Annotated in this window: 8 protein-coding genes and 2 pseudogenes; 4 read left to right on the forward strand and 6 right to left on the reverse strand. The window is 72.7% G+C overall.

The window, feature by feature from the left end; translation table 11 throughout:
• Positions 1-157: pseudogene (locus Apa02nite_RS35040) on the reverse strand (GNAT family N-acetyltransferase); the annotation flags it as partial.
• A 378-nt stretch (positions 158-535) separates the two neighbouring features.
• Here Apa02nite_RS35040 and groL point away from each other — a divergent pair.
• Positions 536-2158 carry a chaperonin GroEL gene (groL, locus tag Apa02nite_RS35045; RefSeq protein WP_067707279.1) on the forward strand — a complete coding sequence of 541 codons (1623 nt, stop codon included), beginning with the start codon at positions 536-538 and terminating at the stop codon, positions 2156-2158.
• A 91-nt stretch (positions 2159-2249) separates the two neighbouring features.
• Here the strand turns inward: groL and Apa02nite_RS35050 are convergent, their stop codons facing one another.
• From Apa02nite_RS35050 to Apa02nite_RS35065, 4 genes and pseudogenes are all read right to left on the reverse strand, one after another.
• Positions 2250-3125, reverse strand: coding sequence for an Ig-like domain-containing protein (locus Apa02nite_RS35050; protein WP_307872009.1), 876 nt, complete (start codon positions 3123-3125; stop codon positions 2250-2252).
• A complete protein-coding gene (locus Apa02nite_RS35055) occupies positions 3122-5494 on the reverse strand; it encodes an Ig-like domain-containing protein (RefSeq protein WP_203828906.1) in 2373 nt (790 codons plus the stop codon). The genes Apa02nite_RS35050 and Apa02nite_RS35055 overlap by 4 nt, the downstream gene beginning before the upstream one ends.
• A gap of 92 nt (positions 5495-5586) precedes the next feature.
• Positions 5587-6330 (reverse strand): annotated as a pseudogene (locus Apa02nite_RS35060) (MFS transporter); the annotation flags it as partial.
• A gap of 17 nt (positions 6331-6347) precedes the next feature.
• A complete protein-coding gene (locus Apa02nite_RS35065; RefSeq protein ID WP_203828908.1) occupies positions 6348-11465 on the reverse strand; it encodes an Ig-like domain-containing protein in 5118 nt (1705 codons plus the stop codon).
• Between the two features lie 89 nt (positions 11466-11554).
• On the opposite strand from Apa02nite_RS35065, the gene Apa02nite_RS35070 reads away from it, so the two are divergent.
• A complete protein-coding gene (locus Apa02nite_RS35070) occupies positions 11555-13354 on the forward strand; it encodes a glycerol-3-phosphate dehydrogenase/oxidase (RefSeq protein ID WP_203828909.1) in 1800 nt (599 codons plus the stop codon).
• The gene (locus tag Apa02nite_RS35075) at positions 13351-13644 is read left to right on the forward strand and encodes a DUF4031 domain-containing protein (RefSeq protein WP_203828910.1); all 294 of its coding nucleotides are present in this window, start codon (positions 13351-13353) and stop codon (positions 13642-13644) included. The genes Apa02nite_RS35070 and Apa02nite_RS35075 overlap by 4 nt, the downstream gene beginning before the upstream one ends.
• Positions 13645-13786: 142 nt before the next feature.
• On the opposite strand, the gene Apa02nite_RS35080 is transcribed toward Apa02nite_RS35075, so the two are convergent.
• A complete protein-coding gene (locus Apa02nite_RS35080) occupies positions 13787-14434 on the reverse strand; it encodes an HD domain-containing protein (RefSeq protein ID WP_203828911.1) in 648 nt (215 codons plus the stop codon).
• 21 nt (positions 14435-14455) lie between these two features.
• Here Apa02nite_RS35080 and Apa02nite_RS35085 point away from each other — a divergent pair, with 21 nt between their 5' ends.
• Positions 14456-15628: an FUSC family protein gene (locus Apa02nite_RS35085; RefSeq protein ID WP_203828912.1), complete on the forward strand. Its 1173-nt coding sequence runs from the start codon at positions 14456-14458 to the stop codon at positions 15626-15628.
• The last annotated feature ends 4 nt before the right edge of the window (positions 15629-15632 follow it).

The raw sequence follows: 15632 nt of genomic DNA on the forward strand, positions 1-15632 counted from the left end.
GGGGGAGCCGGTCCCGATAGCCGTCGTGCGGGCGGGCGGCCGCCTGGGCCAGCGTCTCCAGGAAGGCGAGCGGACTGTCCGCCAGCATCTCGAGCCGCAGGGCACGCATCCGTCCGGCGTCCTGCGGGGTGATCCGGCGCACCGTCGAACTCTCCATGCGTCCTCATTACCCGCCACGGCGGCCGGCGGCAACCTTGTTGCCGTAAACCCGTCGTGACCTGGCGTGGAAGATCATTAGCCGGTTTGCCGACCGGCCCGGAACGTTTCGCGGGAAGATGGGCTTTCTTGCACTCGGTACCCGAGAGTGCTAAACAAGTGATTGGCACTCGCGACCCGTGAGTGCCAGCAGGTCGGGGCGGTGGGGTTCCGGTCACGGCGCCGCCATCGGTGCCGCGACACGAAACCGGTCGTCGCGGGCTATCCGGCTCGGCCTGAGGACGTCACATCGCCAGGTGGTGACGTCCACAGACTTCCTCAGTGTGCGGGCGGGGCCGAGCAGGCCCGGCGCCGCGGATGTCCGGGAGGACAACGCCGTATGGCCAAGATCATTGCGTTCGACGAGGAAGCTCGTCGCGGCCTCGAGAGTGGCATGAACCAGCTCGCCGACGCGGTCAAGGTGACGCTCGGCCCGAAGGGTCGCAACGTCGTTCTCGAGAAGAAGTGGGGCGCTCCCACGATCACCAACGATGGTGTATCCATCGCCAAGGAGATCGAGCTCGAGGGCACCTTCGAGAAGATCGGCGCTGAGCTGGTCAAGGAGGTCGCCAAGAAGACCGACGACGTCGCCGGTGACGGCACGACGACGGCGACCGTGCTGGCCCAGGCGCTGGTCCGCGAGGGCCTGCGCAACGTGGCCGCCGGTGCGAACCCGCTCGGCCTGAAGCGTGGCATCGAGGCCGCCGTCGCCAGCGTCTCCGAGGCGCTGTCGCAGCTGGCCAAGGACGTGGAGACGAAGGAGCAGATCGCCTCCACCGCCTCCATCTCGGCCGGTGACACCACGGTCGGCGAGATCATCGCCGAGGCCATGGACAAGGTCGGCAAGGAAGGCGTCATCACCGTCGAGGAGAGCAACACCTTCGGGCTCGAGCTCGAGCTCACCGAGGGTATGCGCTTCGACAAGGGTTACGTCTCGGCGTACTTCATGACCGACGCGGAGCGTATGGAGGCCGTCTTCGACGACCCGTACATCCTCATCGCGAACAGCAAGATCTCCGCGGTCAAGGACCTGCTGCCGATCCTCGAGAAGGTCATGCAGTCGGGCAAGCCGCTGGTGATCATCGCCGAGGACGTCGAGGGCGAGGCCCTGGCCACCCTGGTCGTCAACAAGGTCCGTGGCACCTTCAAGTCCGTCGCCGTCAAGGCCCCGGGCTTCGGTGACCGCCGCAAGGCCATGCTGGAGGACATCGCGATCCTCACCGGTGGCGCTGTCATCAGCGAAGAGGTCGGCCTCAAGCTGGACGCCGCTGACATCTCGCTGCTCGGTTCGGCCCGCAAGATCGTCATCACCAAGGACGAGACCACGGTCGTCGACGGTGCTGGCAACAGCGAGCAGATCCAGGGCCGGGTCAACCAGATCCGCGCCGAGATCGAGCGCTCGGACTCCGACTACGACCGCGAGAAGCTGCAGGAGCGCCTGGCCAAGCTGGCCGGTGGCGTTGCAGTGATCAAGGTCGGCGCGGCCACCGAGGTCGAGCTCAAGGAGCGCAAGCACCGCATCGAGGACGCCGTTCGCAACGCGAAGGCGGCCGTCGAAGAGGGCATCGTCCCCGGTGGTGGCGTCGCGCTGGTGCAGGCCGGCAAGACCGCGTTCGACAAGCTGGACCTGGTCGGCGACGAGGCCACCGGTGCGAACATCGTTCGCGTCGCGCTCGACGCCCCGCTGCGTCAGATCGCCGTGAACGCCGGCCTCGAGGGCGGCGTCGTGGTGGAGAAGGTGCGCAACCTCGAAGCGGGTTGGGGCCTGAACGCCGCGACCGGCGAGTACGTCGACCTGCTGGCCGCGGGCATCATCGACCCGGCCAAGGTCACCCGCTCGGCGCTGCAGAACGCCGCGTCGATCGCCGCGCTGTTCCTCACCACCGAGGCCGTCGTGGCCGACAAGCCGGAGAAGAACCCGGCCCCGGCCGGCGCCCCCGGCGGCGGGGACATGGACTTCTGAGTCCGGTCTCCACCAGGGTGTAGAACTCAGCACGTAAGAACGGGCGGGTCGCTTCGGCGGCCCGCCCGTTCCGCGTTTCCCGGCGTGGGGGTCAGGTCATCCGGTGCCGACCCGGGCGGTGGCGGCCGCCGGTGGGGCCGCTGAAGACCGTCATCACGTACAGCATGCCGCCGCAGAGCAGCAGTGCGCCGCCGGTCGCGGCCAGGGGCACCAGGCTCAGGCCGGTCCTGGCCAGGTTGCCGGAGGTGACCGCGGAGGTCACCCGGATCGCCACGGTGGCCCGGGCCTGCCCGCCGTGGGCGTCCTTGATCGCGTACGGGAACGCGTCCGTGCCGGTGAACCCGTCGGTGGGGGTGTAGGTGATCGTGCCGTTCGTGTTCAGCGTGACCGAGCCGTGCTGCGGGCGGCCGAGCTTGACGATGTCCAGCTTGTCGTCGTACGGGTCGGTGTCGTTCGCGGTCGGTGTCACGGTCACCGACTCGCCGCCGATCACGGTGTACCGGTCGGAGACGGCCACCGGCGGCTGACCGGTCCCGGCCACGGTCACCGTGATGGTGCCCTGGGTCAGGTTGCCGTCCGCGTCCATCGCCTCGTACGTGAAGCTGTCGGTGCCGATGAAACCGGCCTCCGGGACGTAGGTGATCGTCCCGTTCGCGTTCAGCGTGGCGGTGCCGTGCGCCGGCGTGCCGAGCGAGGTCACCTTGATCTTGATGCCGTGCTGGTCGACGGTCGGCCCCGGCAGGCTCACCGCCTTGCCGGGCTTGGCGCGGATCGTCCGGTTCGGCGCGACAGGTGCCGGTCCGACCGTCACGGTCACGGTCGCGGTGACCTTGTGGCCGGCCGAGTCCACCGCGATGTACTCGAACGTGGCCACCCCGGAGAAGCCCGCCGGCGGGGTGTAGACGATCTTGCCGTTCTTGATCACCGCAGTGCCGTGGTCCGGCGTCGCGGCCAGGTCCAGGGTCAGCGATAGGTGAACACGGCCACGCCGGTGAACGCCGGATCCGGGGTGAACAGGACCTGGCCGCTGCTGAGCGCGGTGGTGCCGGCGCCGGCCTGCGGCGGGTCGACCGCGTCGAGCGTACGGGTGTCGCCGTTCGGGTCGGTGTCGTTGGCCAGCACGTCGATCGTGACCGGGGCGCCGGCGCCGGTGGTGACCGTGTCGTCGTGGCCGACCGGTCCGGCGTTCGCGGTGGTCACCATGTCGGTGGTGGTGTCGGTGCCGCCGTGCCCGTCGGCCAGCGTGTAGTCGAAGTAGTCCGCGCCGCGCCAGGCCGGGTCCGGGGTGTACGTGACGGTCCGGTCGGCGTTCACCGACACGCCGCCGTGCGCCGGCGCCTGGGCGATCGACACCGAGAAGTCGCTGTTCGGGTTCTCCGGGTCGTCGTCGTTGCCGAGCACCCCGAACGTGACCGGGGTGCCGCCGGCGGTGGTCGCCGCGTCGCTGCGGGCCCGCGGGTTCGCGTTCACCTCGAGCTGGGCGGTGGCGGTGTCGTTCGTCGTGTCGACGTCGTGGCCCGCGCCGGAGACGGTGAGGCTCGCGGTCGTGGTGGTGGCCGCGGTGCTGTCCGCGACGGCCGGGACGGTCACGCTGCCGCTGGTGTTCTTCGCCAGGTAGCCGAGCGTGCAGGTGACCTTGGAGGCGGCCAGGACGCAGCCGGCCGGCAGGGTGCCCGCGGTGACCCCGGCGGGCAGGGTGAGCTCGGCGACCGGCCGGGTCTCGATGCCCGGGCCGTTGTTGGTCACCGTCGCGGTGTACGACACGGAGTTCGGCGCCCCGGCCCGCTGCACCCGGCTCGGCGCGACGGTCAGGCCGGCGGCCCGGTCCACGTCCGGCCGCTGCACGGTCAGCGTGGAGGTGTCGCTGACCCCGGTGATCGTCATGAGGCTGGTGCTGCCCTGGAACGTCACGTTCGGCAGGTTCACCACCGTGGAGCCGGCCGTGGCGGTCGGCGCCACCACGACCTGGAACGTGACGTAGGTGCTCGCCTGGTACGCCAGCGTGCCCAGGTCGAACGTCACCTGGGTGGACCCGCCGTCGACCCGGCCGGTGTCGGCGACCGGCGAGCCGGCCACGGTCAGCGAGTTCGGGACGTACGTCGTACCGGTCGGGAACGCGTTGATCAGCTTGGACAGGCTCGCCGTGTCGGAGCCGTCGTTGCGCACCGCGACCCGGTACTCCACCACGTCGCCGGGCAGCAGGTCGCCGCTGGTGAGGTCGGTGGGCGTGGTCGTGGTGACCAGTTTCGGGGCGAACAGGTCGGTGGTGAACGTGACGACGCCCGGGTAGAACGTCTCGCCGCTGGTGGTCAGGGTCAGCTGCGCCGAGGTGACGTTCGGGTTCAGCTTGCCGGCCGCGTCGAACTGGTCGATGTCGACGCCCATCAGGTTCAGCCAGTTCGGGTCGCGGGACCCGGCCGCGTTGCCGCCCTCGCTGACCGTGCTGTTGAAGAAGTTGTTCGCCGGGTTCTGGTTGTCGTTCATCGCCACGTTGTCGAGCTTCAGGGTGTCGCCGACCTTGCCCAGGTCACCCTCGTAGACAACCGTGCCGATCTTGGCGCCGACCGGTGCGGTCTGCGGCGTCTGGAAACCGGAGACGTTGATGTTCACCGAGGTCGAGCTGCTGTTGACCACGCCGAAACCGTCGAAGACGCGCAGGCTGTGCATCGGCTCGGCGGAGTTCTGGTACGCGATCGCCAGCGCCCAGCCGGCGTACCGGTCCCGCCCGGTGCCGGACTGGATGTCGGCCACCCGGTACGTCCCGTCGCCGGCGCCCGCGACCAGCCGGGTGACGTCCTTGAAGCCCTGGAACGCCTTGACCGAGGCGGGCTTGTAGATGGTGTCCGCGGTCAGCGCCGTCCAGCCTCCGCCGGGCACGCTGAACCGGACCTTGTCGATGTCGACGCTGCTCGGGGCGACGTGGCCGTTGGTGCCCGCGCTCCAGTCGGCGCTCCAGTACAGCCCGGCGAACAGCACCGTGCTGCCGGACGGCATGGTGATCGTCGCCGCGCTGTCGTTGAACGTGCCCGCGTCGTTGTCGGCGTTGGTGTAGTCCATGTCGTACCCGTTGTTGTTCAGCACCTCGGTGCTGGCCGAGCCGACCTGGTTGTGCGCCGAGACGCAGGACGCCACGGCGGCCGGGCACTGCAGATTGGTGTTGCCCCGCAGCAGGATCGAGCCGTTCGCGTTCACCTCGAACCGGGACGTGAACGGGTCGGTGATCGCGGCGTTGGCCCGGTCGGGGAGGACGGTGAGACCGGTGACGATCGCCAGTGCCAGCACGACGATCAGGCAGGCAGCCCGGTAGGGGCGGTCGCGGAGAGCGGCTCGATACATCCTCGTCCTTACCGGCGACACGGGCCGGACCCCAGGCGGAGTCCGGTTCAGGTGTCGACGCTAGGTCCCGAGAATTGCGGAATAGGCGCAGGTCAGAGCGCTGGCTGGTGCCTCTCGGCGGTGGGGGCGGCCAGGTCGGTGAGATCGCGCAACGTGCGTACCGGTGACATCAGGTAGATCACCGGTGACAGCGCGGTCAGGGCGCCGAAGAGCAGCAGGGTGGTCTTGGCGCCGAGCGGTCCGGCCAGTGCGCCGGCCAGCGTGCCCAGGCCGTCCGTGGCGAGCAGCAGCCCGACCAGGCCGGGCGACGCGTGCAGCTCGCGGACCAGGTAGTAGGGGAAGAGCGCGAGCATGGCGCCGGTGACGAAGTTGGTCGCGGTGGCGTCCCACATGCACGGCCCGACGATCGGGTGGCGGACCACGTAGTGCCAGCCCTCACGGATCAGGTCGCGCATCGGCGGCCGCTGCTCGGCGGGCGGTTCGGCCCGGCGCTCGGGCAGGGTGCGCAGGACGGCGGCCGAGAACAGGTAGCTCACCACGTCGACCAGCAGGGTCGGCACCGCGCCGAGCAGCTGCACCGCCACGCCGCCCAGGGACGGCCCGCCGAGCTGGGTGGCGGCGTGCGTGCCGGAGGTGAGGCTGTTACGGGACTGCAGCTGGTCGGTCGGCACGATCTCCGGCAGGAACGTCTGGTTGCCGACGTCGAACAGCACGGTGGCGAAGCCGGTCACCAGCGCCACCACGATCATCTGCGTGATGGTCAGCATCCCGGCCCACCAGGCGAGCGGGATCGAGGCCACCGCGAGCGCCCGGACCAGGTCGGCGCCGACCTGGATGCCCCGCAGCGACAGCCTCAGCGGGGCGCGCGGAACAGGCGGTGGCGGCCCGGCCGGTGCCGGGTCGTCAGCGGCGGACGGCGGGCGCCGAGCAGGTAGAGCACCCCGCCCAGCAGCGTGAACAAGCCCGACGTGGCGAACAGCAGCGCCGGAACCGGCCCGTCCGGGACGCTCGTGGTGGGCAGTTCCGGCCAGATCCCCGGCGGGGCCGGCGACCTCGGCAGCGTGGGGCGGGGCGAGGCGGGCGCCTGGCGGCTGCGCGACGGCGACGCCGAGGGCGCGGACGTGGGCGACGCGGGCGGCGACGGGCTGGGCGAGGCCGGCGGCGCGACCACGGTCACCACGATGGTGCCGGTGGCCAGGTTGCCGTCCGCGTCGACGATCTCGTAGGTGAACCGGTCCTCGCCGGCGAAGCCCGGATCCGGGGTGTAGGTCACCGAGCCGTCCGGGTTGAGCCGCGCGGTGCCGTGCGCCGGCTGGCTGATCCGCCGCTGGGCGACCGGCCGGCCCTGATCGTCGACGGCCGGCAGCGGGATCCCGGCCGGCTGCCCGGTCGGGGTGGACGCCGACATGTCCGGCACCGCCGGCGGCGGCCCGACGGTGACCGTCACGGTCGTCGAGGTGCGGTGCCCGTCGGCGTCCTCGGCGGTGTACTCGAACCGCGCCTCTCCGGAGAACCCGTCCGGCGGCGTATAGGTGACCGTCTGCCCCATATCGGTCACGGCGGCTCGGCCGGCATCAGGCCCCGCCGCTCGGGCCGCCGTGGTGGCGGCGGGGGTGGTCACCGCGATCACCTGCAGGGAGCCGCTGTCGTCCAGGTCGTTGGTCAGGACACCGATAGTGATCGCTTTCCGGTACGCGGTGACCCGCGAGTCCGGGACCGCGAAGGGCGTGACGTCGGTGACCAGCACGGTCACCGTCGACTCGGCGGTGGCGCCCAGGGTGTCGGTCACCTCGTACCGGAAATCGACCTGACCGGTCCAGGCGGCCGGTGCCGCGTAACGGACCGTGCCGCCCGCCGTCGTGGCGCTGCCCCGCGCCGGAGCGCCCACCGAGGTGATCGTCAGCCCGCCGGGCACCGCGGTCGTGTCGTTGACCAGCACGTCCACGCTCACCTGCCGGCCGGCGCGGACCGCGGCGACGTCCGGCCGGGCGACCGGGGCGCCGCGGACCAGCACGGTGACCCGGGCCCGGGCGGTGTTCCCGATCGGGTCGCGGACGTCGTACCGGAACGTGTCGGCCCCGACCCAACCGGCGGCCGGGACGTACCGGAGGCGGCCGTCGGGCTGGAGCGACGCGGTGCCGTGCGCGGGCGTCTCGGACCAGCTCACGGTCAGGGCGCCGCCCTCCGGGTCGTAGTCGTTGGCGGTCGCCGCGATCGTCACCGGCACCCCGGCGCCGGTCTCCGCGGTGTCGTCGGTGGCGGTCGGCGCGGCGTCGACGGTGATGGTGACCGTCGCGGAGCTGGTGCCGCCCAGGTCGTCGGTCAGCTGGTAACCGAACGTGTCGGCGGTGGCCCCGGGCGCCGGGGTGTAACCGACGGTGAGCGGCCCGGTGACCGTGACCGTGCCGGTCCCGGCCGGTCCGGCGGCGAGCACGCTCAACGCCTGCCCGGTGTTCGGGTCGTGGTCGTTCGCGGTCACCGGCAGCGACGTCGGGCCCTGCGCGCGGACCCGGAACGTGTCGTCCTCGGCGACCGGCGGGGCGTTGCGCACCACCACGGTGACCGCCGCGGTGTCCGGCACGCCGTGCGCGTCGGCGATCGTGTAACCGAACGTGTCGGTGCCGGTGAAGCCGCCGGCCGGGGTGTAGCGGACGGTCGCGCCCGGCCCGGCGGTGACCGTGCCGTGCGCGGCCGCGGTCCAGCCGAGCAGGGTGAGCGGGTCGCCGTTCGGGTCGTCGTCGTTGCCGGTCACGTCGATGGTGACCGGGGTGCCGGTCGGCGTGGACGCGGTGTCCGGGCGGGCCTGCGGCGCCGCGTTGACCAGGGTGATCGTGACCGCGGCGCCGGACGTGCCGAGGTGCCCGTCGTCGATTGTGTAGTGCAGCGTGTCGGCGCCGGCGTACCCGGGATCGGGCTGGTAGCGGACCTGGCCGGCGACCACTGTCGCGGTGCCGTGCGCCGGGGTGGCGTCGATGGTGACGGTGAGCGGGTCGCCGTTCGGGTCGTCGTCGTTGACCAGCACGTCGATGGTGGCGGGCACCCCGGACGGCCGGGTGACCGCGTCCGGCGCGGCGACCGGCGGGGCGTTGTCGACCACGACGATGACCGTGCCGGTGTCGGTGCCGCCCTGTCCGTCGCCCAGGGTGACGACGAAGCTGTCCGTTCCGGACCAGCCGGGGTCCGGGGTGTAGGTGAGCGTGCCGTCCGGGTTGCGCACCACCGTGCCGTGCGCCGGGGTGAGCGCGCCGATCACCCGCAGGACGTTGCCGGGGTTCGGGTCGGTCGCGCCGATCCGTGGATCCACCGTGACCGCGATCAGGTAGGGCGTGGTCGCCGCGACGTCGACCGCGACCGGCGGCGCGTCGGCGACGGTGACCGTGATCGTCGCGGCGGCCAGCCCGCCGTGCTGATCGTCGATCCGATAACTGAACGTGACGACGCCGGAGAAGCCGGGAGCGCCCTGGTAGACGATGCCGGTCCCGAGGATCGACGCGGTCCCGTCGGTGGGCGCGACGAACGAGTCGATGATCAGGGTGTCGCCGTTGATGTCCTGGTCGTTGGCGAGCACCGGGATCGTGACGGCGCCGAGGTAGGCCACCGTGGCCTGGTCGTCGGCGGCGGTCGGCACCGCGTTGGCCACGTTCACGGTCAGCTGGGCGGTGGCGGAGGCCGCGCCGTCACTGACCGTGTAGGTGAACGTGGCGACGCCGACGAAGCTGTTCACCGGGGTGAACGTGATCGTGGCGCCGGTGAACGTCACGGTCCCGGCGGCGGGGTTCTGCGGGACCACCGCGGTGACGGTGAGCGGGTCGCCGTTCGGGTCGGTGTCGTTCGCGGTCACCGGCACGGTCACCGAGCCGCCGGTGTCGACGGCCCCGGCGTCGTCGGCGGCGACCGGTGGAGCGTTCGGGGTCCGTACGGTCACCACCGCGGTGGCGCTCCCGCCGGACGCGTCGGTGATCGCATACGTGAACGGGTCGTCACCGGCCCACCCCGCCGCCGGGGTGTAGGCGATCGTGCCGTCGGCCAGCACGATCGCCGAGCCGTGCGCCGGTGGCGTGGTGATCGTGACGGTGAGCGCGGTGGTCGGCCCGTCCGGGTCGTCGTCGTTGGCCAGCACCGCGATCACCCCCGGGGCGGCGGCCGGGTCGGCGGTGGCGCGCGGGGCCAGGTTCACCACGACGTCCGCGCTCGCCGTGTTGTCGGCCGGGTTCGCCTCGGTGCTCGTGCCGTACACGAGCAAAGACGCTGACGGCCGGGCCGCGGCCGCCGCCTGGACCGTCGCCGGGATCGCGGCCGTGGCCCGGGAGCCCGCCACCAGCGGACCGAGCGCGCAGGTGACCACCGCGCCGAAGCCGGTGCACCCGGGCGGCAGCGTCCCGGCGGTGACACCGGCCGGCAGGGTCAGCTCGGCCTGCGCGTCGGGTTCGGCGCCGGCGCCGTTGTCGGTGACCGTGATCAGGTAGGTGACCGGCGCCGGCAGCGCGGCCCGCTGCACCACGCCCGGTGACACGGTCAGCGCCGCGGTCAGGTCGGCCTGGGACGGGGCCACCACGCTGGCCACCGCGCCGGCCAGCCCGGAGACGCCGACCCCGGCGGTGTGCCCGGTGTAGCTGAGGTTCGCCAGGCTGGTGACCGCGTAACCGGCCGGAATGCCCGCGTCCAGCCGGACCTGGAAGATCACGTAGGTGATGCCCTGGTACGGGATGTCACCCAGCGTGAAGGTGGTGGCGTCGGCGACCGGCACCCCCTGGATCCGGGCCGAACCCGGGACGAAGGTGGTGAACGTCGGGACCGGCGCGGTGAGCACGGTTCCGTCCGCGACGTCGTTGCCGTCGTTGCGCACCTCGATCCGGTACTCCAGGATGTCGCCGGGCAGCAGGTCGCCGTGGTTCAGGTCGGTGCCGGTGATCGTGGTGACCAGCTTCGGGGCGTACAGGTCGATGGCGAAGCTGACCACGCCCGGGTAGTAGGTGTCGCTGGTGGTGCTCAGCGTGAGCGTGGCCGAGGTGACCGCGTGGCCCAGCTTGCCGGTCGCGTCGAACTGGTCGATGTCGACGCCGAGCAGGTTGACGAACCCCGGGTCACGGCCACCGACCGGCAGGCCGCCGCTGCTCACCGTGCTGTTGAAGAAGTTGTCGACCGGGTTCGCGTCGTCCGACATGAGCTGGCCGTCGATCCGCAGCACGTCACCCTTCTTGCCCAGGTCACCCTCGTAGGCCACGGTGCCCACCTCGGCGCGCACGGTGCCCGAGTGCGGGGTCTCGAAGCCGCTCACCGGGATGTCCAGATTGCCGGAACCGCTGCTCACGGTGCCCAGCCCGTCGTAGACCCGCAGGGCGCGCAGCACCTCGGCCGGGTTCCGGTACGCGACCGCGAGCGCCCAGCCGGCGAACCGGTCCACGCCGGTGCCGGTCTGGATGTCGGCCACCCCGTACACCCCGCTGCCGGCGCCGGCGACCAGGGCGGTGACGTCGGCGAAGCCCTGGTACGGGGCGCCCGTGCCGTACACCGTGGTGGCGGTGACCGGCAGCCACCCGGCGCCGGCCGGGGTGCGCAGGCCAACCCGGTTCTTGTTGGCGGCCGACGGCGCGGCCGTCCCGCCGCTGCCCGCCGTGGTGTTGGCGCTCCAGTACAGGCCGGCGAAGAGCACCGTGCTGCCCGGCGGCAGCGACACCGTCGCGGTGCTGTCGTTCACGGTGGCCGGGTCGTGGTCGGCGTCCGCGGCGACCATGGTGAAGTCGTTGTCGTCGAGTTTGGCGCCGAGACCGTCCCGGCCGGCCGGGCAGCCGGTCGCCGCCGGCGAGCAGATCAGGTTCGCGTTGCCGCGCAGCAGGATCGAGCCGTTGGTGTTCGCCTCGAAGCGCAGCCCGAAACCGGCGACGGCGGCGTCAGCGTTCTGGGCGACGAAGGCGGTGGCCGCCAGGACGACCGCCCAGACCAGCAGGACCGCGGCCCCGGTGCGGTGCATACTGCGACGCTAATCGCTGGGAGTGACGGGTGTGTGCCGGACCACATTCCTCCGCCGGGGTGACACCGGCACGGGCTAACGTGGGACGGGTGCGTGATCCCTCCGTCTCCCGCTACACCGCCGGCCGCCTCTCCCCGATCCGCCGGACCTCCGATCTCCGGCGCCTGCGCGACGAAGAATTCGACGTCCTGGTGATCGGCGGTGGGGTCACCGGTGCGGGCGCGGCCGTCGACGCCGCCTCCCGCGGGCTGAAGGTGGCCCTGGTCGAGGCGCGTGACTTCGCCGCCGGCACGTCCAGCCGGTCCAGCAAACTGATCCACGGCGGCCTGCGCTACCTGGAACAGCTCGAGCTGCACCTGGTGCACGAGGCGCTCACCGAGCGCGGCCTGCTGGCCACCCGGCTCGCGCCGCACCTGGTCCGGCCGGTGCCGATCATGGTGCCGCTGCCGGCCGCCAACCCGGCGAAGCGGGTCTGGCAGCGGGGGTATTACGGGCTCGGCGTCGCGGCGTACGACGTGTTCGCCGGCGTCTTCGGCGGCGGCCGGGGCATGCCGCTGCACCGGCACCTGAGCCGCAACGGCGCCCGGCACCTCTTCCCCAGCCTGCAAGCCGACAAGATCTCCGGTGCGATCCGGTACTACGACGGGCAGGTGGACGACGCCCGCCTGGTGGTCAACCTGGCCCGGACGGCGGCCGCGCAGGGCGCCGCGGTGGTCACCAGCGCCCGGGTCACCGGGTTCGTGCGCGAGGCGCGCCAGGTGGTCGGCGTGCGGGTCAAGGACCTGGAGGCGCCCGGCTCGGCGGAGTTCGAGGTGCGCGCCAAGACCGTGGTCGCCGCGACCGGCGTGTGGAGCGACGACATGTCGGCCATGCTCCGCGACGTCGGTCTCCGCCCCGGCCTGCGGGTCCGCGCCTCCAAGGGGGTGCACCTGGTGGTGCCCCGCTCGGCGATCACCGGCGAGGCCGGGCTGATCCTGCGGACCGCGACGTCGGTGCTCTTCGTGCTGCCCTGGGGCGGTCACTGGATCATCGGCACCACCGACACCGACTGGCAGCTCGACCGGTCCCACCCGGCCGCGTCCGCGCGCGACATCCGCTACCTGCTCGACCAGGTCAACGAGGTGCTGGACCGGCCGCTCACCACCGACGACATCGAGGGTGTCTACGCCGGGCTGCGCCCGCTGCTCTCCGGCGAGGCCGACTCCACCTCGAAACTGTCCCGGGAGCACGCGGTCGTCGAGCCGATGCTCGGGCTGCTGCTGGTGGCCGGCGGGAAGTACACGACGTACCGGGTGATGGCGGCCGACGTGATCGACCGTGCGGTGCGCCGGCTCGGTGGCCCGGCCCTCGAGTCCCGTACCGACCAGCTGCCGCTGCTCGGCGCGGACGGGTACGCCGCCGCGTGGCGCGACCGGCAGGACATGGCCCGGCGGCACGGCGTCACCACCGGCGTGGTCGAGCACCTGCTGGAGCGGTACGGCACGCTCACCGTGCACCTGCTCGCCATGATGGCCGCCGACCCCGAGCTGGCCGTCCCGCTCGACGGCGCGCCGGAATACCTGGCGGCCGAGGTGGCGTACGCGGCACTGGCCGAGGGGGCCCTGCACCTGGACGACGTGCTGACCCGGCGTACCCGGATCTCGATCGAGACCGCGCACCGCGGCGCCGAGACGGCCGAGCACGCCGCCCGGGTGATGGGCGCGGTGCTCGGCTGGGACGAGACCGTCCGCCGCCGCGAGGTCGAGCACTACCAGGCCCGGGTCACCGCGGAACGCGAGTCGCAGACCATGCCGGACGACCTGGCCGCGGACGCCGCCCGGGTGGGCGCTCCGGACGTCCGCGGGCTGACCGCCGACCGGCGTGCCGTCCTGCTCGAAGCCGACCTTTGATCCTCGTCGACGAACCTCGCTGGCCGGGTCGTGGCCACCTCTGGTCACACCTGGTCAGCGACGTCTCCTTCGCGGAGCTGCACGCCTTCGCGGAGATGCTCGGCGCACCGCCGCGCGCGTTCGACCGGGACCACTACGACATCCCGGCGGCACGGTTCCGCAGCGCCCTCTGGCTGGGCGCGACGCTGGTCTCCTCCCGCGAGGTCACCGTGCGCCTCCGGGCCGCCGGCCTCCGGCGCCCCAAACACCTTTCAACCCCATTTAGTACGAATACCGCGCCCCGTCCGTAGGCTACGAGCCACGTCCCGCCCGTGAGGCGGGCGCGAGGCCGCGCCCACGCCGGGCCGCCGCGCGCGTCCCGGTTGCCGGCTGGTCCTCAGGGGTGCCTCCGGCGGGTTTTCACACCCCTGAGCGCCAGCCGCGCCGCGGCGGTCAGGCCAGCAGCTCGAGCTCGGCGGTCAGGTTGGCCTGGGCCCGGGCCTCCCACGCCTCCCGGATCGGCTCCAGGCGGTAGATCGACGGGAGCTTCAGCAGCTCGTGCAGGACCCGGGAGCGACCGGCCCGGAAGTCGCCGTCCGGCACGTGGGCGTACTCGCGGCGGATCGCGGCGGTGTAGGCCGCGTACCGCTCGTCGTCGGCGGCCAGGATGGCCAGGTCGGCGTCGCAGAGCAGTTCGCCGTCCGGGTCGCCGTCCTCGGTGGCGTGGCCGGCGGTCAGCCCGACCAGGCGGGCCACGTCGGCCGCCACCTCGTCCGGTGCGCCGAGCGTGACCAGCAGGCCCTCGGCGAACTCGGCGCTGTCCCGCTCGTTCGCGTCGCCCAGCGCCTTCGGATCGTAGACCGCGTCGTGCAGCCAGGCGGCCAGCCGGACCCGGTCCGGGTGCGGCGCCAGCTCGGCGAACCGGTCCACCACGTCCAGCACCGCGGCCAGGTGGGACACGTCGTGATAGTGGCGTTGCGGCTCGGTCCAGCGGGTCAGCAGGTAGTTTGCGGCGGAGTCGAGATCGGCGTCAGCGGCGGTGGCGCCGGCGCCCCGGGCGGCCGTGCGGAACCGGTCGGGCAAAGATGTCACGATGGCCATCCTGGCACGGAGGTAACACGGATGATCAGCGGCGCGAGGGATCGGATCGGCGCGGCCGCGACACGGGCCCGGGCCGGGCTGATGCTCGCCGTGCAGGCCGGGCTCGCCGCCGGGCTGGCCTGGTACGTGGCACACGACCTGATCGGCCGCCCGGTGCCGTTCTTCGCGCCGGTCGCCGCCGTGATCACTCTGGGGTCCTCGGTCGGCCAGCGGATGCGCCGGACCGCCGAGCTGGTCCTCGGCGTCGCGGTCGGGATCGGACTCGGCGACGGGCTGGTGATCCTGCTCGGCACCGGGCCGTGGCAGATCGGCGTGATGGTGCTGTTCGCCGTGCTGGTCGCGACGACGGTCGGCGGCGGCGCACCGCTGATCGTGCAGTCCGCCTCGTCGGCCGTGCTGGTCGCCACGCTCACCACCAGCACCGGGCAGCCGTGGACCAGGTTCTTCGACGCGCTGGTCGGTGGCGGGATCGGCCTGGCGGTGATGACCGTGCTGCTGCCGATCAACCCGCTCAGTGTGGTGCGCCGGGCCGCGGATCCGGCGCTGCGCGCCTTCACCGCCGGCCTGCACGAGGCCGCGCTCGGGCTCTCCGACGGCGATCCGGACGTGATCCAGGCCGCGCTGACCAGGTTGCGGTCCGCGGAGGGGACGTTCGCCGCCTTTCGTACGGCCATCGACGCGGCCCGGGAGAACGTCGCGTTCGCACCCGCCCGCTGGCGTGCCCGGGGCGCCCTGGCCCAGTACGTGGAGGGCGCGCCCCAGCTCACCTACGCGCTGCGCAACGTCCGGGTGATGATCCGCCGGGCGCAGGTCGCGCTGAACGACCGGGAACGGGTCCCGGAGATGCTGCCCGCCTCGGTACGGCACCTCGGCGACGCGGTCGAGCTGCTCCGGATGGAGTGGTCGCGCGGCGTCGAACCGGTCGCCACCCGGGAACGCGCGCTGCGGGCGGCGGCCGAGTCCGGGCGGGCGTACGGGACCGGGGTCGGGTACTCCGGCGGCGTGGTGGTGGCCCAGATCCGTACCTCGGTGGCGGATCTGTTGCGGGCCACCGGCGTCGAGTACGCGGAGGCGACCCGGCAGGTGCGGGCGGCGGTGGGCTGGCAGGCCCGGCCGCTCGGCGCGCGCCGCCGGACCGCCCGAGCCCGCCCGGTGCCCCCGCCGTCCGCTCCTCCGGAGCCCGACGCGGGCTGATCCG

It is taken from the genome of Actinoplanes palleronii (genome assembly GCF_016862315.1).
GTDB lineage: Bacteria > Actinomycetota > Actinomycetes > Mycobacteriales > Micromonosporaceae > Actinoplanes > Actinoplanes palleronii.

What these genes read in the sequence shown, in the direction of transcription:
- Apa02nite_RS35065 (WP_203828908.1), bottom strand. Translation starts at nt 11,465, where the DNA reads ATGCACCGCACCGGGGCCGCGGTCCTGCTGGTCTGGGCGGTCGTCCTG.
- Apa02nite_RS35080 (WP_203828911.1), bottom strand. Translation starts at nt 14,434, where the DNA reads ATGGCCATCGTGACATCTTTGCCCGACCGGTTCCGCACGGCCGCCCGG.
- Apa02nite_RS35055 (WP_203828906.1), bottom strand. Translation starts at nt 5,494, where the DNA reads ATGTATCGAGCCGCTCTCCGCGACCGCCCCTACCGGGCTGCCTGCCTG.
- Apa02nite_RS35085 (WP_203828912.1), top strand. Translation starts at nt 14,456, where the DNA reads ATGATCAGCGGCGCGAGGGATCGGATCGGCGCGGCCGCGACACGGGCC.
- groL (WP_067707279.1), top strand. Translation starts at nt 536, where the DNA reads ATGGCCAAGATCATTGCGTTCGACGAGGAAGCTCGTCGCGGCCTCGAG.